Genomic DNA, 19,726 nt, shown 5'->3' with positions numbered 1-19,726 from the left:
TCCCGCCCCCCGATGCGCCCACCCCGATCCACGCCAACGGCAGACGTGATCGCCAGACGCCTCGCATTCTCCCCCCTCCGCCTCCATCTTGGCCTCGACAGACCCACGGACCCGAGAGAGGCGCGCCGGCCGGTGCGCGAGTGAGATGACGGTGCAGTTTTCCTTCGACAACAGCTATGCCCGCCTCGGCGCGGGCTTCCATCAGCCGGTCGCGCCGACGCCCGTCGCAGAGCCCGGCCTGATCCTCCTCAATCGCGGCCTCTGCGCCGAACTCGGGCTCGATGCCGAGGCGCTCGACGGCCCGCTGGGCGCCGAGATCCTGTCGGGCAATCGTCTGCCCGAGGGCGCCGAGCCGATCGCGGCCGCCTATGCCGGCCACCAGTTTGGCAATTTCGTGCCCCAGCTCGGCGATGGCCGCGCGATCCTTCTCGGCGAGATCGTCGCGCCCGATGGCCGCAGGTTCGATCTCCAGCTGAAGGGCAGCGGTCCCACCGCCTTTTCGCGCAGCGGCGACGGGCGGGCAGCGCTCGGGCCGGTCTTGCGCGAATATCTCGTCTCGGAGGCGATGGCCGCCCTCGGCATCGCGACGACGCGGGCGCTCGCCGCGACGCGAACCGGCGAGCCGGTCCTGCGCGAAAGCGTCCTTCCCGGCGCGGTCCTTGCCCGCATCGCCTCCAGCCATGTGCGCGTCGGCACGTTCCAGTTCCACGCGGCGCGGGGCGACCGCGAGGCCCTTCGCCGGCTCGCCGATCACGTCATCGCCCGTCATGATTCCGAGATCGCCGGAGGGTCCGATCCCTACCGCGCCTTCTTCGAGGCCGTCTGCGCCCGCCAGGCGCGCCTCGTCGCGCGCTGGATGGCGACCGGCTTCGTCCACGGCGTCATGAACACCGACAACACGTCCATCGCCGGCGAGACCATCGATTACGGCCCCTGCGCCTTTCTCGATGCCTACGACCCGGACGCGGTCTTCTCCTCCATCGATCGGGGCGGCCGCTACCGCTATGCCAACCAGCCGGGCATCGCGCGCTGGAATCTCGCCCGCCTCGCCGAATGCCTGCTGCCGCTCTTCGATGCCGACGACGACAAGGCCGTCGCCATTGCCGAGGATGGCCTCAGAGGCTTCGCGGAGGTTTTCGAGGCCGCCCATCTCGAGGCGTTCCGGGCCAAGATCGGTCTGGCCACGCAGGAGCCGGAGGATGCGACGCTGATCGAGGATCTCTTCGCGGTCATGGCGCGGGCGAAGGCCGATTTCACCCTGACCTTCCGCCGTCTCGGCGCCGTGGCCGACGGGTCGGACCCGGACGCGGCCCTTCGCGAGGGGTTCGGGGACCGCGCCTCGCTTGAAGATCGGGAGGCCTTCTCGGCATGGACGGAGCGCTGGCGCACGCGCCTCCAACGCGATGCGAGCGACCCCGCGGAGATCCGCGCGGGGATGGACCGGGTCAATCCCGCTCTCATTCCCCGCAATCATCTCGTCGAGACAGCGCTCGGAGCCGCCGCGTCCGGCGATCTCGGCCCCTTCCTGCGCCTCAACGCGGCGCTCGCGGCACCCTTCACCGAGCGGCCGGACCAGGCCGACCTTGCCGCCCGCCCGCCCGAGCGCGAAACGCCCTACCGCACCTTCTGCGGCACCTGAAGCTTTCATCACGGCCGCGCGCGGCGATCGCATCGGCGGAAAGGAGGCTCGCGCCATGGCGCTGGTCGGCATCATCTCCGATACCCACGGGCTTCTTCGGCCCGAGGCCCTCGCGGCGCTCGCCGGGGTCTTCCACATCCTTCATGCCGGCGATATCGGGGCGCCGGACATCGTCCCGCGCCTTGCCGAAATCGCGCCGGTCACCGCCATCGCCGGCAATATCGACACGGAGGACTGGGCGGGCGCCTTTCCCGAAACGGTCACGCTCGACCTGATGGGCCGCCGGGTCCACATGCTGCACGATCGCAAGGCCCTCGCGCTCGATCCGGCGGCCGACGCCGTCGATCTCGTGATCGCGGGCCATTCCCACAAGCCGGGTCACGAGCGGGCGGACGGCGTCCTCTTCCTCAATCCCGGCAGCGCGGGCCCGCGCCGCTTCAGGCTGCCGGTGACCCTCGCCGTCATGGATTTCTCGGCCCCCGTCCTCGAGCCGGTCTTTCGCGACCTCGTCTGATCGCCCGTCGCCACCGGCAGGCGGATGACGCCGAAACGATCAGGACCGCACGGCCGCCCGTTCGAGCCCCGTGCCATGCCGGCTCACGTTCCGGTCTCCTGCAGGGCGCCGACGAGGAAGGGCTCGGGCAGCGGCTCGCTCTCGCGCACCACCACACGGCTGCCGTTCGGCACCCGGCGTTCCAGGTCGATCACGTCCTGGTTGAACATGCGGATGCAGCCGGCCGAGACCGAATTGCCGATCGAGGACGGGTCGTTCGTGCCGTGAATGCGGTAGAGCGTATCGCGGCCGTTCTTGTAGAGATAGAGCGCCCGTGCCCCGAGCGGGTTGCCGAGCCCGCCTTCCAGCCCGCCCGCATGGGGGCCGTAGCGCTCGGGCTCGCGCTCGATCATGTTGCTTGTGGGCGTCCAGCGCGGCCAGGCGGCCTTGCGCGCCACCGTCGCCTCGCCCTGGAACGCGTAGCCCGCCTTGCCGACGCCGACCCGGTAGCGCATCGCCTGGCCATCCTCCATCACGAGATAGAGAAAATGGGCACCCGGATCGACGACGATCGTGCCGGGCTGTTCCGGCCCGTCATAGGCTACCAGCTGGCGGGTGTTCTCCTCGGTGAGATATCGCGCCGGGATCGCCGGAAGGGTCCGGCCGTCGTCGAAGAAGGCATCGTAGCGCGGATCGGTGGGAGCCGGCGCGCTGTAGGCGATCGGCGGTGCTGCGGGCTCGAATGTCGTGCAGCCGGTCAGAAGGGCGAGCGAGCCGAGGAGGAGCGCCGTGCGCACGGTCTTGTCGCGGGCCATGGGGAAACGTCCGTTCTTGTCCGGGACCTTCGATCGGGCATGCGCCTTCATCCGGTCCCTCTGCGTTGAAACTCTGTCGGACCATCGCCTTCAAGCTTAAGACAGGCTTAAGCCGCGTGGCCGATGGGCATCGCAGCGGCTCGCACGACAAGCGGGCGATACTGCGGAAGGCCGGAGGGAAACCGCCATGCGCATCCTCATCGTCGAGGACGACGAGATCCTGGGCCAGGGCCTCGAAGCCGGGCTCGCAATGTCGGGCTTCACCACGGATTGGGTGGAGACCATGGGCGATGCGGACGCGGCCCTGCGCACCGGGGCCTTCGCGGCCCTGGTTCTCGACGTGATGCTGCCCGACGGCACGGGCCACGATCTTCTCGCCCTGATGCGCGGGCGCGGCGACCGCACGCCGGTCCTTCTCCTCACCGCGCTCGACAGCCTGTCCGACCGGGTCAGGGGGCTCGACGGGGGCGCCGACGATCACCTCGGAAAGCCGTTCGAACTCGCCGAGGTCGCGGCACGCCTCAGGGCGCTCGCCCGCCGGGGCGGCGCCCATGCGGCCGCCGTCCTCTCCCATGGCGCGATCGTCCTCGATCCGGCCCGGCTCTCGGCCACCATGGCCGGCAGGCCGGTCGCCCTGTCGCGCCGCGAATTCTCCATCCTCCATGCCCTCATGGAGCATCCCGGCAAGATCGTCTCGCGCCTTCAGCTGGAGGACCGGATCTACGGCTTCTCCTCGGGCGTCGAGAGCAATGCGGTGGAGGTCCACATCCACAATCTGCGCCAGAAGTTCGGGCGCGAGACCATCGCCACCGTTCGCGGCCTCGGCTACCGGCTGGGAGGGGAAGCGCCGTGACCTCGTCCCTCCGCTCGCGCCTCTTCGCCATCCTGGCGCTCGCCACCTGCCTCGTCTGGGCCTTCGCCGCCGGCTGGATCTGGCTGTCGACGCGCGCCGAGGTGGAGCGGGTGCTCGACAGCCGCCTCGTGGAGGCCGCCCGCATGGTCTCCTCGCTGATCGACAGCCAGGAGATCGGCACGACCATGGCCGCCCTCGACACGATGCCGGCGCCCGAGCCCCACGCCCACACGGCCTATGAGCGGCAGATCTCCTGCCAGATCTGGTCGCTCAGCGGCACGCTCGTCGGCCGCTCGGACGGTGCGCCGACCGCGCGCCTCAGCGAAGCGCCCTCGGGCTTTTCCGACCGCATGGTGGAAGGCGAGACCTGGCGCGTCTACACGGTGCGAAACGAGAATCTCGGGGTCGAGGTGCTGGTCGGCGACAATATGAGCATTCGCCGCCGGCTCGTCGCCGACATGATGACGGGCCTTGCGATCCCCATGGGTCTCGGCCTGCCGATCCTCGGCGGCTTTCTCTGGCTCGGCGCCGGCCGGGGCCTTCGCCCGCTCGGCCGGCTCGCCGGCGGGCTCGAGGCGCGCCGGGCCGAGGATCTGGAGCCGATCCCGGCGGACGGCGCGCCGAGCGAGATCCGCACCGTGGTCACCGCCCTCAACGGCCTCTTTGCCCGCGTCACCGAGGCCCGCGACCACGAGCGCCAGTTCCTCGCCTTCGCCGCCCACGAGCTGCGCACGCCGCTCGCCGGCCTGAAAACCCAGGCCGAGATCGCCGAACGGGCACCAGATCCCGCCATGCGCGCGGCGGCCCTTGCCCGCATGAAGACGGCCGTCGACCGGTCCTCGCGCCTCGTCACCCAGCTTCTCGCAATGGCCGAGGCCGAGGCCAGCGAGCCGCGCCTTGCGCCCATCGAGGAGCCCGAACGCTTCCTGCGCGAGCTTCTCGCCGACCAGCGGGACGCGATCGAGCGGCGCGGCGGCAGGCTTCTCGTCGCGGTCGAGGACGGGGCGCGCCCGCGCGCGGACGCAGCGCTTCTCGCGCTTGCCCTGCGCAATCTCGTCGAGAACGCCGTCGCCCATTCGCCCCAGGGCGGCACGGTGCGGGTTCTGGCTTCGAATGAGGGCTTCGACGTCGAGGACGAGGGGGCCGGTCTATCGGAAGAAGAAATCGGCCGGGCGACCGACCGTTTCTTCCGGGGCCGCAACAAAGTCGGGATCGGCAGCGGGCTCGGCCTTGCCATCGCCGATCTCGCCGCCTCGCGAATGGGCGCGACCCTCGCTTTGTCGCGGCGCGACCCGAACGGGCTGAGGGCCGAGATCCGCCTCGCCCCCTCGCCCGAGCCTCAAGGCACGATCATCCAGCGGATGGCATAGGCGACGACGGCGATCACCGCGACGCTGGCCAGCCAGTAGAGGGCGAACCATCCGAGCCGCCGGCCGAGGCCCGTGGCCGGCACCTCGTCTCGCGGCGCCATCCGGCCGCCCTGTCCATCACGCCCGCCCATCAGTGATATCCCTCTTCCGGATCGATCTTCCCCCGGAAGACCCAGTAGGCATAGGCCGTGTAGCCGACGATCAGCGGCAGGAGGACGGCGGCGCCGAACAGCATGAAGATCTGGCTCGCCTCGGGCGCGGCCGCGTCCCAGATCGTCACCGAAGGCGGCACGACATAGGGGTAGAGCGAGACGCCGAGCCCCACGAAGGAGAGGACGAAGAGGCCGAGGGAGAGGAAGAACGGCCGGTAGTCGTGGTGGTTCACATGCAGCGAACGGAAGAGGAGCACCACGGTCGCGGCCACCGCGAGCGGCACGATCCCTGCGAAGAGGATCGAGGGGAAGGTGAACCAGCGCGCGAAATAGGCAGGCTCCAGATAGGGCGTGAACAGGCTGACCACGAGGATGGAGGCGACGGTGCCGACCGCCATCACCCAGGACCAGAACCGGGCCCGCGCCTGAAGATCGCCCTCGGTCTTCATGACGAGCCATGTCGCCCCGAGCAGCATGTAGCCGATCATCACCGAAAGCCCGGTCAGCACCGAAAAGGGCGTCAGGAAATCGAAGGCGCCGCCGGCATAGCTGCGGGTGGCGAGATCGACCTCGATCCCCTGGATGAGACCGCCGAGGGTCACCCCTTGCGCGAAGGCCGCGAGCGCCGATCCGCCGATGAAGGAGAGGTCCCAGACCCCGCGCCAGCGCTCGGTCTTCCAGCGGAACTCGAAGGCGACGCCCCGGAAGACGAGGGCGAGCAGCATCGCGATGATCGGAATGTAGAGCGCCGGCAGGATCAGCGCGTAGGCGAAGGGGAAGGCGGCGAAGAGGCCGCCGCCGCCCATCACCAGCCATGTCTCGTTGCCGTCCCAGACCGGGGCGACGGAGTTCATCATCACGTCCCGGTCGCGCCGCTTGGGAAAGACGGCAAACAGCATTCCGAGCCCGAGATCGAAGCCGTCGAGGACGACATAGCCGATGATCGCGAGCGAGATGATGCCCGCCCAGACGAGGGTGAGATCCATGGCGATGCCTCCTATTCGGCCGGGATGAACTTGTCGTCGATCGAGGGAGCCGGCGTGATGCCGGCCGTGCGGATCGGCCCGTCGGGACGATCGTCCTCGATCGGTTTCGGCCCGGTCTTCATCAGCCGCAGGATGTAGAACGTGCCCGCGCCGAAGACGGCGAAGTAGATGACGATGAAGGCGAGGAGCGTCGCCCCGACCGTCGCAGCCGAAAGGGGCGAGACGCTCTCGGCCGTGCGCATCAGGCCATAGACCGTATAGGGCTGGCGGCCGACCTCGGTGGTGATCCAGCCGGCGATCACCGCGACGAGGCCCGAGGGCGCGGCGAGGAAGGCCGTCCAGTGCAGCTTGCGATCGGAGAACAGCGTGCCGCGCCACCTCGCATAGAGGCTCCAGAAGCCGATGCCGACCATCAGGAAGCCGAGGGCGACCATCACGCGGAACGACCAGAAGACGATGCCCACCGGCGGCTGCTCGTCCTCGGGAATCGTGTCGAGCCCGGCGAGCGGGGCATCGAGATCGTGCTTTAGGATCAGCGAGGAGAGCTTCGGGATCTCCACCGCATAGTCGATGCGCTTCTCGGCCGAGTTCGGAATGCCGAACAGGATCAGCGGCGCGCCGTCCGGATGGCTGTCGAAATGACCCTCCATCGCCATCACCTTCTGGGGCTGGTGCTCCAGCGTGTTGAGGCCGTGGGCATCGCCCAGAAACACCTGGATCGGAGCGACGATGGCGGCCATCCACATGGCCATGGAGAACATGGTCCGGGCGCCCGGCCGGTCCTCGCGCCGCTTCTTGCGCAGGAGCTGATAGGCCCCGACGCCGCCGACAATGAAGGCGGTGGTGAGGTAAGCGGCGGTCACCGTATGGGCGAGCCTGTAGGGGAAGGAGGGATTGAAGATCACCTGCCAGAAATCGGTCGGCACGAACTGGCCGTTCGGGGCGATCTCGAAGCCCGCCGGCGTCTGCATCCAGCTGTTCACCGACAGGATCCAGAAGGCCGACAGGAAGGTGCCGAAGGCGACGACGCCGGTCGCGACGAGATGAAGGCGCGGGCCGACGCGCGAGCGCCCGAACAGCATGATGCCGAGGAAGCCGGCTTCGAGGAAGAAGGCCGACAAGACCTCATAGGCCATGGGCGCGCCGATCACCGGGCCGGCCCGGTCGGAGAAGACCGACCAGTTGGTGCCGAACTGGTAGCTCATGGTGATGCCCGAGACGACGCCCATGGCGAAGGCGAGGGCGAAGATCTTCTTCCAGAACTGGAACAGCGTCAGATAGACCGGCTTGCCGGTCGAATAATGCAGCGCGTTGAGGACGAAGAGATAGCTGGCGAGGCCGATCGAGAAGGCCGGGAAGAGAAAGTGGAAGCTGACGGTGAAGGCGAACTGGATTCGCGCCAGCATCAGCGCGTCGAAGGCTTCGAACATGCCGTCTGTCCTGTTTCGAGGTTGACTGTCGCCACCCGGCGGCAGGGATCATGCGCGAGGACGCAAGTCCTCGTTTCCGCGTGATCTCTTCGATCGCGCGCGAAAGGGTCGTCGCAGGCGCTCGCCCCGCCTCCGCAGGGTCGATCGCGTCTGTCGGGTCATGGTCTCGAAGACCGTCCGCGCGGCCTCAAGACCTCGCGAAGGCGGCCTTAAACGGTCTTCAGCCGCCGGCCTCCTCGGCCTCGTCGCTTCTCTGCCGGCCGAAGGGGATGATCTGGCCGGTCTTGCCGACGAGCCGGCCGATCCGGTTGCCGGCCTTCATGAGCGCCACGAGACGCTTGGTCTCGATGCGGTTCATCTCCTCGTAGAACTCGGTCATCGTCTCGATCATCTCGCGCAGCTCGGTGAGCCGGCGGGCCGAATAGCTCTCGGACCGGGTGCTGAGTTCGAGCTCGCGCAGCTTCGACAGGGTCGGGTCGATCTCCCGCTTCTTGCGCTCGGCGATCAGCGTGCGCACGATCTTCCACATGTCCTCGGGCGTTGCGAAATAGTCGCGCCGGTCGCCCTCGATGCGGCGGATCGAGACGAGATTCCAGCCCTGCAGCTCCTTCAGCCCCATGGAGACATTGGAGCGCGAGAAGCCGGTCACCGTCACCAGATCGTCGGCGCAGAGCGGCGCCTCGGAGAGGAACAGGACGGCGTAGATCTGCCCGACGGTGCGGTTGATCCCCCATCGCGAGCCCATCTCGCCGAAATGCAGCATGAATTCGCGGATGAGATGGTCCTGCATGGCGCTTTCGCAGTTTTCAGTAATTTCTGAAATTCATGTAACGCCTGAAAGACAGGAAAGCAATCGGTTTTTCTTGTCGCAGGGGGAAGGCGCACCACGCCTGGCGAAGACGTTGAGTGGGCCGGGGAGACGCCCCTCGCCTCGCAGCCTCTACCCCGCCCGGCCCGCTCTCCACTCGCGATACCATGCGACGAAGCGCGCCATTCCGTCCTCGATGGAGGTCTTCGGCGCAAAGCCGGTCAGGGCGCCGAGCTTTGCGATATCGGCATAGGTCTCGGTCACGTCGCCCGGCTGCATCGCCTCGAAGCGCCGCTCGGCGCGGCATCCCGTCGCCGTCTCGATCGCGGTGACGAAGCGGGCGAGTTCCACCGGCTCGTTGTTGCCGATATTGTAGATCTGGTGCGGCGCCCCGCCCGCGTCGACGTCGTGGCTGCCCGGCGGCCGGTCGATCAGCCCGCAGATCCCGTCCAGCACATCGCCGACATAGGTGAAGTCGCGGCGCATCCGTCCCCCGTTGAAGAGGGTGATCGGGCGCCCTTCGAGGATCGCCTCGGTGAAACCGTAATAGGCCATGTCCGGCCGTCCCCAGGGTCCGTAGACCGTGAAGAAGCGTAAGCCCGAGCAGGGAATCGCGTAGAGATGGGCATAGGAGCGCGCCATCACCTCGTTCGCCCGCTTGGTCGCCGCATAGAAGGAGACCGGCAGGTCCACCGGATCGCTCTCGGCGAACGGCACCTTGGTGTTGGCGCCGTAGACCGAACTCGAGGAGGCATAGAGGAGATGGGACGGCGGATGGCGCCGGCAGGCCTCCAGCACCGAGAGGAAACCGTCGAGATTGGAGGCAGCATAGGCACGCGGCGCCTCGATCGAATGGCGCACCCCGGCCTGGGCGGCCAGATGCACCACCACGTCCGGACGGTGGCGCGCCACCGCGTCCATCACGCCCTCGTGGTCGGCAAGGTCCAGCCTTTCGAAGCGGAAAGCCGGGATCTCCTCCAAAAGACGCAGCCGGGCCGATTTGAGCGCCGGATCGTAATAGGCGTTGAGATTGTCGATCCCGACCACCCTCGCGCCGCCCTCCGTCAGGTGGCGGACGAGATGGAAGCCGACGAAGCCGGCGGCTCCCGTGACGAGGATGGTGCGCTGTGCCATGCCCCTGCCCTTACCGCCCTCAGGCGAACGGGTCCACGCGCCCGATGGGCGTATAGGCGAAGCCGCGCTCGCGCATCACCTCCGGCTCGTAGACATTGCGCAGGTCGACCAGCACGGGCCGGGCCAGCGCCGCCTTCAGCCGGTCGAGATCGAGCGCGCGCAACACGTCCCATTCGGTCACGATCACCGCCGCATCGGCGCCTCTGGCGCATTCATAGGGGTCGCGCGCGAAGCGGACGTTCTCCATCACGTCGCGGGCGTTCGCCTCGCCCTCCGGGTCGAAGGCGACGATCCTCGCGCCCGCGTCCTGAAGGCCCCGCACGATGGCGATCGAGGGGGCGTCGCGCATGTCGTCGGTGTTCGGCTTGAAGGTGAGGCCGAGGATCGCGACCGTGCGCTCGCGCACCTCGCCGCCCATGGCGCGCACCACCTTGCGGGCCATGGCCCGCTTGCGCTGCTCGTTGACGCTCGCCACCGTCTCCACGATCCGCGTCGGCGTGCCGTGGTCCTGGGCGGTCTTGATGAGCGCGACCGTGTCCTTGGGAAAGCAGGAGCCGCCATAGCCGGGCCCGGCATTCAGGAATTTCGGGCCGATCCGCCGGTCGAGGCCGATGCCGCGGGCGACATCCTGCACGTTCGCCCCGGTCGCCTCGCACAGGTCCGCCATCTCGTTGATGAAGGTGATCTTGGTGGCGAGAAAGGCGTTGGCGGCGTATTTCGTCAGCTCCGCAGAGCGCCGGTCGGTGTAGAAGACCGGCGCCTGGTTGAGCGAGAGCGGCCGGTAGACCCGCGCCATGGTCTGGCGCGTGCGCTCGTCCTCGGTGCCGACCACCACCCGGTCCGGCCGCTTGAAGTCCTCGATCGCCGCGCCCTCGCGCAGGAATTCTGGATTGGAGGCGACGCCGAAGCGCTCGCGCGAGAGGGTCCGCGACAGGATGCGCTCCACCTCGTCACCGGTGCCGACGGGAACCGTCGACTTCACCACCACCGTCCTGTGGCCCTCGCTGGAAGCGCCGATCGCCCGGCCGATCTCCTCGGCCGCGCTGTAGACATAGGTGAGATCGGCATAGCCGTCGCCGCGCCGCGAGGGGGTTCCGACGGCGATGAAGATCACCTCGGCCCCGGCCACCGCCCCGGCGAGGTCGGACGTGAAGCGGATGAGCCCGCGCCGGACGGAGCGATCGAGAAGCTCGGCAAGCCCCGGCTCGTAGATCGGCACCTTGCCGGCCTCCAGCGCGGCGATCTTGTCCGGATTGGCATCGACGCAGGTCACCTCGAAGCCGAAATCGGCGAAACAGGCCCCCGAGACGAGCCCGACATAGCCGGCGCCGACGATCGCGATCTTCATGAGTCAGGCCCCGCCTTCCAGTCGTCCCATCCCGTCATCTTTACCCCGATAGTCGATCCCGATGACAGATTGGCGACGATGTCGCAGGCGCGGCCTTTGCCCGAAGACCTGCCTTGCGAGCCGGGTCTCCGACGAAAAAGCCGCAGGCGGAGCGTGGCCCGCCTGCGGCTCGAGCCGGCAGCCTGTCACCGCCGGCCACTCGTCGGGATCGGTCTTCGCCCGGGCTCCTGCCCGCCTCAGCGCGGCGCGCCGCGACGCGGCGGCGGCGGGGCGGCCGGCTCCATTTCGAGAACCCTGTCGATATAGGGGCGCAGCGGCTCCACGCATTCGGCCATCGGCTGGTCGCCGCAGTCGACGCGCATGCCCATGTCCTTGCCCATGCGGATGTCGAAGCCCGCGCGCGGCGGCGGCGGCGGCATCCGGCCGGGACGCGGCCCCATCTGGCCGTGATGGGGCCCGGGTCCTCCCATCTGATGGGGCGGCGGCGGCGGGGGAGCTTCACCCTCTCCGGGCGGCGGCGGCGGCGTCTGGCTCGCGCCCGGGGGCGGCGTCGGGCCATCGACGGGGGGCGGAGGCTGCTGGGCGGAAACCGCGAGCGTCGAGGTCATCAGAACGGCGAGGGTCAGGAGCGTCCTGCGCATGATGAAGTGTCTCCGGGCATGATTGCCTTGCATGACAATGCATGCCGCCGCCTTTGGTTCGCGCACTTCCCCAAGATCCGGCCGAAACATCGCCGCCGGTCGTCGCGCCATCCGGGCGTGTGCGAAGAGCCCCGGGGCCAGAGGCCGGTTGGGCGGCGTCAGATCAGGCTGCGCAGGTCGCGGTCCCGGTCGGCGGGCCGCTTCAGAACGCAGGGCGCGCAATAGGAGCCGCCGGTCACGGTGTAGTAGCGGCAGCATCCGCCGCGCACGCGAAAGCGGCGGGGACAGGCCATCGCGCCCGCCTCCCCCTCGGGCAGAAGATCGACGAAGCCGGTCTGGCGGTTCGAAAGCGGCGAGCCCGCCTGCTTCACGACCGCAAGCGCGCATTCCGTCGCATAATCGATGCGCCCCACCCTCTCACCCGCATCGAGGAAGGCGAAGGCGACAGCATCGGCGACGAGGCGCCAGAAGGCCGAGCGCGCGAGACGAGACCGGCCGGACAACGTCTCGACGAGCGGGGCGACATGCGCTTCCACCGCCCGGCGATAGTGGTCGCAGAGCGATGGGGAGACGACCGGAACCGCCGGCTCAGCGAATGCCGCCTCGCTTGCGAACCGCAATTCGGCCCCGGGGTTCGCATCGCTCTCGACACCTCTTTCTCCACTTTCGCCTCCAAGGCCCGCATAACGCAGATGGACATTGCCGGGGATGAGATCGGGAACGAGGCCGAAGCCGACGAAGAGCGGCGCGGTGACCATGGTCAGGAGATAGGCGTAATCGGCGAGCACGAAGGCGGCGGCCGCCTTCAGGTCGGTGCCGGGATAGGAGCGGGCGCGAAAGGCGAGCCAGGCGGTGATCGCGTCCTCGTCCTCGAAGAGCGCCGCCACGTCCCGCCAGCCCTCGCCCGGCGCCCCGAGCGAGACCGGCAGAGCCGGCCAGTCGAGCCGTGCGGCCGCCAGCGCCTCCCCGAGCGTCCACGGAGCCTCGCGCGCCTCAGGCCCCGCAACGGGCGTCTCGCCTCGTCCATATCCGCCAGCGTGTGCGGCCCACGTCTCAGCCATGGACGAGCCCTTCGCCCGGCGCCCGGTTCATGCGCCCGAAGAGGAGAAACGCACCCCCGGTCGCCGGCCCAACGCCGATCGCGACGGTGTGCCCCGTGCCCGTTGCGGTCGGGGCCTCGTCGTCTTGCAGATGAGGATCGCGCATGTCGGGGTTCCGGTCATCGGCCCACGATTCAGCCAAAGGACCGTGGGACCCGATCCTGCCTTCGCGGCCGATCCTACAACCTCGCCGCGACGATCGTCAATAAAACAGGATATTGAACATCATATTATATTCGACGACGAGCCACTGATCCGCGCGCAGGGTTCAGATCCGGTCGGGGCTCGAAGCGAAGCGCCGACATCCGGCCGCACGAAGAGGCTGCACGTCCAGCGTGCCCGGATGCAGAGAGCCCGGCGACGGGCGCCGGGCTGCGGGATGTCGCCACGTCTAGGTCTCCCGTCGCCCAGGCACCCGCCGGAGCAACGGGAATTCCGGCGCCGCCACGGAGCGCTTCGCGCCCGCACCGGCGGCTCGTGTCAGAACTTCATCGTCACGGTCTTCAGCTGCGAATAGTGGTGGATCGCCTCGATCCCCTTCTCGCGGCCATAGCCGGAGTTCTTGTAGCCGCCGAACGGGGTCTGGACGCTCATCGTATTGCCGACATTGACGAAGATCTGCCCCGCCTCGATCAGGTCCGAGACGCGCATCGCGCGGCCGATATCCTTCGTCCAGAGCGTGCCGATCAGGCCGTATTCGGAATCGTTGGCGATCCTGATCGCCTCCTCCTCGGTCTCGAACGGGATCACCGTCAGCACCGGGCCGAAGATCTCCTCGCGGGCGATCCGCATCTCGTTGGTGACGTCGGCATAGATGGTGGGCTTCACCCAGAAGCCGCCCTGCCGGTCCGCGACCTCCGCCGTCTCGCCTCCGGTCAGGGTGCGCGCACCGTCTTCCTTGGCCACGTCGAAATAGCTCTTCACCCGCTCGTACTGGCCGGGCGTGATGATCGGGCCGAGATTGTCGCCCGGCGTCATCGTCTCGGCCTCGGCCCGGATCTTCTCCAGGAAGGCGTCGTAGACGGGCTTCTGGACGAGAAGCCGGGTCAGCGCCGAGCAGACCTGGCCCGCATTCAGCGTGAAGGCCTTCACCGAATCCTTGGCGGCGGCGTCCAGATCGGCATCCTCGAAGACGATGTTCGCCGACTTGCCGCCGAGTTCCAGCGTCAGCGGGATGATCCGCTCGGCCGCGATCTTTCCGATCGCCCGGCCGACCGGGACCGATCCCGTGAACGCAACCTTGCGCACCGCCTCGTTCTTCACGATCGCAGAGCCTACGGTCTCGCCATCGCCCAGGACCACGTTGAGGACGCCGTCCGGGAAGCCGACCTCGCTTGCGAGCTTCGCCATCTCCACCGTCGTCTGGGAGGTGATCTCGGAGGGCTTGCAGACCACCGTGTTGCCGGCGACGAGCGCGGGCGCGGCAGCCCTTGCCGCCTGGTTGATCGGCAGGTTCCACGGCGTGATGATGCCGATTACGCCGAAGGGCTCGCGCCGGGTGAACACGTGCTGGTCCGGCGCGACGTCGAGAACCTCGCCCACCGGCAGATAGACGAGGCTGCCATAGAAGGTGAAATAGTTGATCGCCCCCTCGATCTCCGTCTCGGCGAGGGCCTTCGGCTTGCCCGAATCCTGCATTTCCATCTCGGCGAGCCGCGCCTTGTTCTCGCGCAGCTTGGCGGCGAGCGCGAGAAGCAGCTTGCCGCGCTCGGCCGCAACGAAGAAGCGCCAGTCCTTCGCCGCGCCCTTGGCCGCATCCACCGCCTTCTGGACGTCCGAGGCGTCGCCCAGCGCGACCTTCAGCGCTTTCGTCCCCGTGCGCGGATCGACCGTCTCGAAGTAACCGCCGCCCGCAGGCGTCACGGATCGCCCGCCGATCCAGTGATCGAGCTTGGCGAGATCGGATGATGAGATCGACTGATGGGTGTTCATGGCGTCTGGCGTCCTCTTCGTGCCGGCTGTGTCCGGCCTTCGCGGTTCAACCCGCAATATAGGGCATGGTCTCGTCGATCGAGGCGCGACCCTTCTGGCGCTCGCGCCATTCGGCAAGGGTCGGCAGTTCGGCCAGCCAGTCCCGGTCCGTGTAGCGGAAGAGAATATAGTCGAGAGCCGTCACGGCGACGATATTGCCGATATCGACCCGGGTGGCGAAGTCGCATGGCGGGTTCGCGTCGAGCCGCTTCAGGCCCTCCGCCATGCTGCGCCAGCGCTTCTGGCCCACCATGCCGGTGTCGAAGTCCTCGGCCGACTTGCGCCCGATGATGATCGCGGTCGCCGCATCCATCGCGCCATAGGCGGGCGCTGCGGTCGCAAGGGCCTCGGCGAGCCCCTTCGCCGGATAGATCGCCGGCTCCGGCGCGATCTCGTCGAGATAGCGCAGGATGAAGTGGGATTCGGCGAGCGCCGTGCCGTTCTCGAGCGCGAGCGTCGGCACGCGCCCGGCCGGGTTGGCGGAAAGGAAATCCGCCGGATCGGCCCAGGGATCGACGATTTCGGTCCCGATGCGATCGCGGAGACCCTTCTCCGCGATCGCGATGCGCACGATCCGCACGAAGGGCGAGGTGGTGTTGACGAAGAGATGCATGGCGCCGGGCCCTCTCATTTCACCTTCAGCGTGATGCCGCCATCGACGACCAGTTCGATGCCGGTGATGTGCTTGGCTTCGTCGGAGGCGAGGAACACGCTCGCCCAGGCGACGTCCCAGCCGTCGCCCATCTTGCCGATCGGCACCAGCGCATCGCGCTGGCGAACCATCTCCTCGGTCGAACCATAGACCGAGGTCACGTTGCCGGCATGGATCAGCGGCGTGTTCATGAGCCCCGGCAGGATCGTGTTGCAGCGGATTCCCTTCGGTCCGTAATTCAGCGCGATGTCGCGGGTAAAGGCGTTCACCGCACCCTTGGAGGCCGAATAGCTGATGCAGGAATAGCCGAGCGAATGGGTGGATGCGATCGAGGAGACGTTGACGATCGCGCCGCCGCCCTGCTTCGTCATGATCGGCAGGATGTTGCGGCAGGTCAGATAGATCGACTTGACGTTGATCGCCATCAGCCGGTCCCACTGGGCCTCGGTGAGATCCTCGGGCCCGCCCGGATCGATGACGCCCACATTGTTGTCGAGGACGTCGATCCGGCCGAACGCCTCCATGCAGGCCTTGACGGCGGCCTCCACCTGATCGCCCTTCGAGACGTCGCAGACGAAGGTCTCGACCCTGTTGCCTTCCTCGCGGATGATCGAGGCGGTCTCCTCCACGGCGTCGGCGTTCACGTCGAGGGCGAAGATCCTCGCCCCCTCGCGCGCCATGGCGACGGCCGCCGCCTTGCCGTTGCCCCAGCCGGGCCCGATCGACCCCGCACCCGAAAAGAAGACGACCTTGTCTTTCAGCCTCTCGCCCATGGCGGACCAGCCTCCCTGCCCAGATTCATGGGGCTCCATGTGTGCCGGCGGCAGGCAGAGCGCCAATAGAGTTGTGCTCTGGGCGCCATTCGCTTTTCGTCTAGCTCGCGTGAAGGGCGGTTCGGGACGTATCCAGCGCCTGCCAGATCCCGCGCGCGACGAGATCGTGGATCACGTCGAGGGTCAGCCGCTCCATCTCGCGGCTTGCCCGCGTCTCGGGCTTGGCAGGATTGCGCACGAGATAGACCGGCCGCACCATCGCCGGCTCGACGATCGGCGCCATGATCAGCTCGCCCCGCTCCACGAAGTCGATCGCGGCCGCCGGCGCGAGAACCGTGTAGCCGCTGCCGCGCGCGACCATGGTCTTGATCTGGCCGAGCCCATCCATTTCGGTCGTAACGTGGAGGGCGACGCCCTGGCCCCTGGCGATGCGGTCGATCATGCTGCGCAGGCCGTGATGGGGCGAGGGCAGCACCAGCTCCACCCCTTCCAGCGCCTTCAGGGGAACCGGCGAGCCCGGCGCGGTCTTAAACGGCCAGGCATCGGGGGCGGAGAAGAAGTGCAGTTCCTCCGTCATCAGCTCGCGATGGCTGAGATGGCGCACCGATCCCAGATCGTAGAGGATGCCGAGATCGATCGACTGGTCTTCCAGCCAGGTCTTGATGAAGCCGCTCATGGCGTCGATCGCCCGGAACTTCACCTTCGGAAGCTCGAGCCGCACGGTCTCGGCAAGCGGCACAGACAGCACCATGGCGATCGAACTCGGCAGGCCGAAGGCCACCTCGCCCCGGGGCGCCTCGTCCGACTGGCGAACCGCCTCGCGCGCCCGCTCGAGGGCCGCGATCACCTCGCGGGCATGGGTCAGCAGCACCTCGCCCGGCTGGGTCAGCGAGACCCCGCGCGGCGAGCGTTCGAGAAGCTTCACGTCGAGTTCCTGTTCGAGCGCGATCACGTGCTGGGAAAGGGAGGGCTGGGCGACGTTCACCCTCTGGGCGGCGGCCGTGAGCGAGCCCTCCTCGGCGATCGCCACGAAATATCTCAGCTGACGAATATCCACGCCGCGCGACCCTCCCCGTCCTGATCTAACGCGCATGCGCGCGATGAGAATGCTTAAGGCGCCGCAGTTCGGAACGGCCCTGCCCCGATCGCAGACGGCATCCGGCATCCCGTTCCGGCCGGTGCCAGAGGGCTTTCCTATGGCCCCGCCATGAAATGGGTCTTACGCGAGCGCCCGCTCCGGCTGATAGGGTGCGCTCCGGGAGGGCGCTGAGGGAAAACGGCGCGGGCCCGGCAAGGCATCGGCCCCCGAGGGTGAGGATCTGTTTGCGGGCGATCCGATGCGAAGACAGGACAGCGGACCATGAGGCCCCGATCGTCGGATCGGGTCTCATGGTCCTTCGCGGAGGAGCGCGAGACCCATGACCGACATCATCCTTCATCACTACGACCTGTCGCCCTTTTCCGAGAAGATCCGGCTGGCGCTCGGCCTCAAGCGGCTCGACTGGTCCTCGGTCAAGGTCGAGGCCGTGCCGCCCCGTCCGCTTCTCGACGCGCTGACCGGCGGCTATCGCCGCCTTCCGGTGCTGCAGGTCGGCGCCGACATCTATTGCGACACCGAGATGATCCTGCGCGCTCTCGAGCGCATCGCACCCGAGCCGAGCCTCTATCCCGATGGCGAGGGCCTCGCCAAGGCGCTGTCCCTGTGGTGGGACCGCTCCACCTGGCGCCCGGCCGTCGGCCTCCTCGTCGGCCATATCGGCGAGCATCTGCCCGAGGCCTTCCTCAAGGACCGCAAGGACAACTATCTCGGCTACGACATCTCCAAGCCCGCCATGGACCCGCTGCAGCCGATCTTCGTGCAGCAGCTCGCAGCCTTCGGCGAATGGCTGACCTCGATGCTCGGCACCCGCAATGCCTGCCTGACCGGCGATGCCGTCAGCGCCGCCGATCTCACCTGCTACCATTCGCTCTGGCTGCTGCGCGCCAATGCCGGGGCCGAGGTGATCGACCGGCAGCTGAACCTGTCCCCCGCCGTCACCGCCTGGATGGACCGGATCGCCGCCCTGAAGCGCGAGCCCACCCGCGAGATCGATCCGCAGGCGGCGGTGGATGCGGCCCGCGATGGCGAGCCGGGCGACGGCTTTTCCGCCGATGCCGATCCCTCGGGCCTTGCGCTCGGAACGCGGGTCTCGGTCACCCCCGACGACAATGCGAAGGTGCCGGTCTTCGGCGAGATCGTCGCCGCCGACGCCCAGGAGATCGTGATCGCGCGCGAGACGCCCGAGACGGGCCGCGTCCACGTCCACTTCCCGCGCGCCGGCTTCGAAACGCTCGCCGCCGGCGATGCGGCCTGACCGACAGACCTTATGGGAGACCCGATGATGAGCGAGACGATCGAAGCCAACCGCCAGCGGGCGAAGGACTATTTCAAGGCTTTCGCCTCCAAGGACCGGGACTGGCTGGAAGCCAATGTCCGGCCCGACTATGTGCGGCACGACGAAACCCTGCCCTTCGACGTGGTCGGGCCGGAGGGCGTCCTGAAGCTCGGCGACCTGCTTCTCGGCGCGTTCTCCGACATCGAGCTCGACGTTCAGGATACGGTCGCCGAGAACGACAAGGTGCTGATCCGGCTTCGGTTCCGGGGCGTCCATTCCGGTCCCTTCGGCGATCTCGATCCCACCGGCAGGCGTTTCGACGTCGCCGTCCTCGACCTCTTCCGCATGGAGGACGGCATGATCGCCGAGCAGTGGCCGGCCATCGACAATGCCACACTTCAGAAGCAGCTCGGCGCGCAATAGGGAGACTTCGCGATGAGACTTCAGGACAAGACGGCCCTCGTCACCGGCGCGGGATCGGGTTTCGGGGCCGAGATCGCGACGGTCTTCGCGCGCGAAGGCGCCAAGGTGGTCCTCATGGACATCAACCGCGAGGGCGCCGAACGGGTCGCAGCCGGGATCGGCGAGGCGGCGAAAGTGGTCGCCGGCGACGTGACCTCCAAGGAGGCTGTCGAGGGCGCCGTCGAGACCACGCGCGCCTTCGGCGGCGGGCTCGACATCGTCGTCAACAATGCCGGATGGACCCATCGCAACAAGCCCATGCTCGACGTCGGCGAAGACGAGTTCGACAAGATCTACGCGATCAACGTCAAGGCGATCTTCCACATGGCCAATGCCTGCGTGCCCGTCATGCGGCAGGCCGGCGGCGGCGTCATCGTCAATATCGGCTCCACCGCCGGCATCAGGCCGCGTCCGGGCCTTACCTGGTACAATTCGAGCAAGGGCGCGGTGAACCTCCTGTCGCGCTCCATGGCGGTCGAGCTCGCCCCCGACAGGATTCGCGTGAACTGCGTCGCCCCGGTCGTCGGCGCGACCGCCATGCTGGAAAGCTTCATGGGCGCCCCGGACACGCCGGAGAACCGGGAGAAGTTCATCGGCACCATCCCGCTCGGCCGCATGTCGGAGCCGCGCGACGTCGCGAACGCCTGTCTCTATCTCGTCTCCGACGAGGCCGAATTCATCACCGGTGTCGTCCTCGAGGTCGATGGCGGGCGCACGATCTGAG

General features: G+C 68.1%; 21 protein-coding genes. 7 read left to right on the top strand and 14 right to left on the bottom strand.

Annotated features, from left to right (window positions below):
• The first annotated feature begins 145 nt into the window (after positions 1–145).
• Complete coding sequence (locus DYI37_RS07580; protein WP_116682615.1) at positions 146–1,639, top strand: protein adenylyltransferase SelO; 1,494 nt, start codon at positions 146–148, stop codon at positions 1,637–1,639.
• A 55-nt stretch (positions 1,640–1,694) separates the two neighbouring features.
• Entirely contained in the window at positions 1,695–2,153 is a 459-nt protein-coding gene (locus tag DYI37_RS07575; protein WP_116682614.1) for a metallophosphoesterase family protein, read from the top strand.
• A gap of 83 nt (positions 2,154–2,236) precedes the next feature.
• Here DYI37_RS07575 and DYI37_RS07570 read toward each other — a convergent pair whose 3' ends face one another.
• A complete protein-coding gene (locus DYI37_RS07570) occupies positions 2,237–2,947 on the bottom strand; it encodes a L,D-transpeptidase (protein ID WP_116682960.1) in 711 nt (236 codons plus the stop codon).
• Positions 2,948–3,134: 187 nt separating this feature from the next.
• Between DYI37_RS07570 and DYI37_RS07565 the strand changes: the two genes are divergently transcribed.
• Positions 3,135–3,800: a winged helix-turn-helix domain-containing protein gene (locus tag DYI37_RS07565; protein ID WP_116682613.1), complete on the top strand. Its 666-nt coding sequence runs from the start codon at positions 3,135–3,137 to the stop codon at positions 3,798–3,800.
• Complete coding sequence (locus DYI37_RS07560) at positions 3,797–5,170, top strand: ATP-binding protein (protein WP_116682612.1); 1,374 nt, start codon at positions 3,797–3,799, stop codon at positions 5,168–5,170. The genes DYI37_RS07565 and DYI37_RS07560 overlap by 4 nt, the downstream gene beginning before the upstream one ends.
• On the opposite strand, the gene DYI37_RS07555 is transcribed toward DYI37_RS07560, so the two are convergent.
• From DYI37_RS07555 to DYI37_RS07500, 13 genes are all read right to left on the bottom strand, one after another.
• Complete coding sequence (locus DYI37_RS07555) at positions 5,140–5,301, bottom strand: DUF2474 domain-containing protein (RefSeq protein ID WP_245413825.1); 162 nt, start codon at positions 5,299–5,301, stop codon at positions 5,140–5,142. The genes DYI37_RS07560 and DYI37_RS07555 overlap by 31 nt on opposite strands.
• Positions 5,301–6,314 carry a cytochrome d ubiquinol oxidase subunit II gene (gene cydB / locus DYI37_RS07550; protein ID WP_116682958.1) on the bottom strand — a complete coding sequence of 338 codons (1,014 nt, stop codon included), beginning with the start codon at positions 6,312–6,314 and terminating at the stop codon, positions 5,301–5,303. Before cydB ends, DYI37_RS07555 begins: the two co-directional genes overlap by 1 nt.
• 5 nt (positions 6,315–6,319) lie before the next feature.
• Positions 6,320–7,738 carry a cytochrome ubiquinol oxidase subunit I gene (locus DYI37_RS07545; protein WP_116682611.1) on the bottom strand — a complete coding sequence of 473 codons (1,419 nt, stop codon included), beginning with the start codon at positions 7,736–7,738 and terminating at the stop codon, positions 6,320–6,322.
• A 220-nt stretch (positions 7,739–7,958) separates the two neighbouring features.
• Positions 7,959–8,528 (bottom strand): GbsR/MarR family transcriptional regulator, encoded by a 570-nt coding sequence (locus DYI37_RS07540; RefSeq protein WP_116682610.1) that lies wholly within the window; start codon positions 8,526–8,528, stop codon positions 7,959–7,961.
• A 150-nt stretch (positions 8,529–8,678) separates the two neighbouring features.
• The gene (locus DYI37_RS07535) at positions 8,679–9,680 is read right to left on the bottom strand and encodes an NAD-dependent epimerase/dehydratase family protein (RefSeq protein WP_116682609.1); all 1,002 of its coding nucleotides are present in this window, start codon (positions 9,678–9,680) and stop codon (positions 8,679–8,681) included.
• 19 nt (positions 9,681–9,699) lie between these two features.
• Positions 9,700–11,028, bottom strand: coding sequence for a UDP-glucose dehydrogenase family protein (locus tag DYI37_RS07530; RefSeq protein WP_116682608.1), 1,329 nt, complete (start codon positions 11,026–11,028; stop codon positions 9,700–9,702).
• 236 nt (positions 11,029–11,264) lie between these two features.
• Positions 11,265–11,669 carry a hypothetical protein gene (locus tag DYI37_RS19945; protein ID WP_158555111.1) on the bottom strand — a complete coding sequence of 135 codons (405 nt, stop codon included), beginning with the start codon at positions 11,667–11,669 and terminating at the stop codon, positions 11,265–11,267.
• Between the two features lie 158 nt (positions 11,670–11,827).
• Complete coding sequence (locus tag DYI37_RS07520; RefSeq protein WP_116682607.1) at positions 11,828–12,730, bottom strand: (2Fe-2S)-binding protein; 903 nt, start codon at positions 12,728–12,730, stop codon at positions 11,828–11,830.
• Positions 12,723–12,875 carry a hypothetical protein gene (locus DYI37_RS19940; protein ID WP_158555110.1) on the bottom strand — a complete coding sequence of 51 codons (153 nt, stop codon included), beginning with the start codon at positions 12,873–12,875 and terminating at the stop codon, positions 12,723–12,725. The genes DYI37_RS07520 and DYI37_RS19940 overlap by 8 nt, the downstream gene beginning before the upstream one ends.
• Positions 12,876–13,249: 374 nt before the next feature.
• Complete coding sequence (locus tag DYI37_RS07515; RefSeq protein WP_116682606.1) at positions 13,250–14,701, bottom strand: aldehyde dehydrogenase family protein; 1,452 nt, start codon at positions 14,699–14,701, stop codon at positions 13,250–13,252.
• 46 nt (positions 14,702–14,747) lie between these two features.
• On the bottom strand, positions 14,748–15,353 hold the full coding sequence (locus tag DYI37_RS07510) for a glutathione S-transferase family protein (protein WP_158555109.1): 606 nt from the start codon (positions 15,351–15,353) through the stop codon (positions 14,748–14,750).
• A gap of 14 nt (positions 15,354–15,367) precedes the next feature.
• Positions 15,368–16,165, bottom strand: a complete 798-nt coding sequence (locus DYI37_RS07505; protein WP_116682604.1) for an SDR family NAD(P)-dependent oxidoreductase — start codon at positions 16,163–16,165, stop codon at positions 15,368–15,370.
• A gap of 100 nt (positions 16,166–16,265) precedes the next feature.
• On the bottom strand, positions 16,266–17,222 hold the full coding sequence (locus DYI37_RS07500) for a LysR family transcriptional regulator (RefSeq protein WP_116682957.1): 957 nt from the start codon (positions 17,220–17,222) through the stop codon (positions 16,266–16,268).
• Between the two features lie 361 nt (positions 17,223–17,583).
• On the opposite strand from DYI37_RS07500, the gene DYI37_RS07495 reads away from it, so the two are divergent.
• Genes DYI37_RS07495 through DYI37_RS07485 form a run of 3 tightly spaced genes read left to right on the top strand, consistent with a single transcriptional unit; the run spans position 17,584 to position 19,725 of the window.
• Positions 17,584–18,519, top strand: coding sequence for a glutathione S-transferase family protein (locus tag DYI37_RS07495; protein WP_116682603.1), 936 nt, complete (start codon positions 17,584–17,586; stop codon positions 18,517–18,519).
• 27 nt (positions 18,520–18,546) lie between these two features.
• Positions 18,547–18,963: an ester cyclase gene (locus DYI37_RS07490; protein ID WP_245413824.1), complete on the top strand. Its 417-nt coding sequence runs from the start codon at positions 18,547–18,549 to the stop codon at positions 18,961–18,963.
• Between the two features lie 12 nt (positions 18,964–18,975).
• Entirely contained in the window at positions 18,976–19,725 is a 750-nt protein-coding gene (locus DYI37_RS07485) for a glucose 1-dehydrogenase (protein WP_116682601.1), read from the top strand.
• The last annotated feature ends 1 nt before the right edge of the window (position 19,726 follow it).

The organism is Fulvimarina endophytica (assembly GCF_003403015.1).
In the GTDB taxonomy this organism is placed as follows: Bacteria; Pseudomonadota; Alphaproteobacteria; order Rhizobiales; family Rhizobiaceae; genus Fulvimarina; species Fulvimarina endophytica.
The sequence above is the reverse complement of the archived record's forward strand: the minus strand, read 5'-3'. Positions and strand labels throughout refer to the sequence as shown.